This is a genomic window from Mycobacterium kyorinense (genome assembly GCF_001672775.1).
In the GTDB taxonomy this organism is placed as follows: domain Bacteria; phylum Actinomycetota; class Actinomycetes; order Mycobacteriales; family Mycobacteriaceae; genus Mycobacterium; species Mycobacterium kyorinense_A.
The window spans coordinates 1-886 of the sequence record NZ_LZKJ01000161.1 but is presented as its reverse complement, the minus strand read 5'-3'; the positions used below and the strand labels follow the sequence as shown (position 1 = coordinate 886).

Here is an 886-nt window from a genome sequence, read left to right as displayed (position 1 = left end):
CCATCGTGGTGCCGTCGGCCGAGGAGGGCGAAAAGCTCGGCCTGAAAAGGACGATGTCGCTGATGCGGTTCATCAGCTTCATCCGCAAAGAGATCTATCCCGGCGGCCAGATGCCCTCCCAAGAAGACATCCTTGAATTTTCCCAAGGTGCCGGGTTCTCGGTCGAGCAAGTTCAGAATTTGCGCCCGCACTACGCGCGCACGTTGGACACGTGGGCGGCCAACCTGCAGGCCAACCGGGATCGCGCCATCGCCGTCCAGTCCGAAAAGGTGTACGAACGCTTCATGCGCTACCTGACCGGTTGCGCCGACTTTATGCGGCGGGGAATCACCGACGTCGCGCAATTCACGCTGACCAAGTAGCAAAGGTCGCGCGCGGCAAAGCGCAAGACCAGCCGGCGTGCGCCGACGGCAAATGACCGTTAGGCGGCGTTCTTTTCCATGGTGAACTGGCAGACGTTGGTGTAGCCGTCGCGGAACAGCTCGCGGCATCCGGTCAGGTACTTGATGAACGTCTCGTACATCTGCTCGCCCTTGAGCTCGATCGCCTGGTCCTTGTGCGCCTCGAGTGCCTTGGCCCAGGTGTCCAGGGTGCGGACGTAGTTCTTGCCGATGAAGTGGTGCCGGGTGATGTCGAAACCAGCCTCGGTGGAGTACTTGTCGACGATGTCGACCTGCGGCAAGCGGCCGCCGGGAAAGATTTCCTGGCTGATGAACCGCATGAATCGCAAATCGCTCATCGTCACCGGAATGTCATGCTCATGCCAATAGGTCCACGGATGGGTGAACAGGCTGTGCAATAACATCCGGCCGTCGTCGGGCATGATGTCGCGGGCGCGTTCGAAGAATGCGGCATACCGTTCCTTTTTGAACGCGTCGAAGGCCTC

General features: G+C 60.2%; 2 protein-coding genes. One reads left to right on the top strand and one right to left on the bottom strand.

What is annotated here, in order from left to right:
* Positions 1-362: class I SAM-dependent methyltransferase (locus tag A5707_RS17570; RefSeq protein ID WP_197495358.1), on the top strand; the 362-nt coding region annotated here is incomplete at its 5' end.
* Positions 363-421: 59 nt separating this feature from the next.
* Here A5707_RS17570 and A5707_RS17565 read toward each other — a convergent pair.
* Positions 422-886 (bottom strand): class I SAM-dependent methyltransferase (locus tag A5707_RS17565; protein WP_197495357.1); only part of this gene is annotated, 465 nt, incomplete at its 5' end.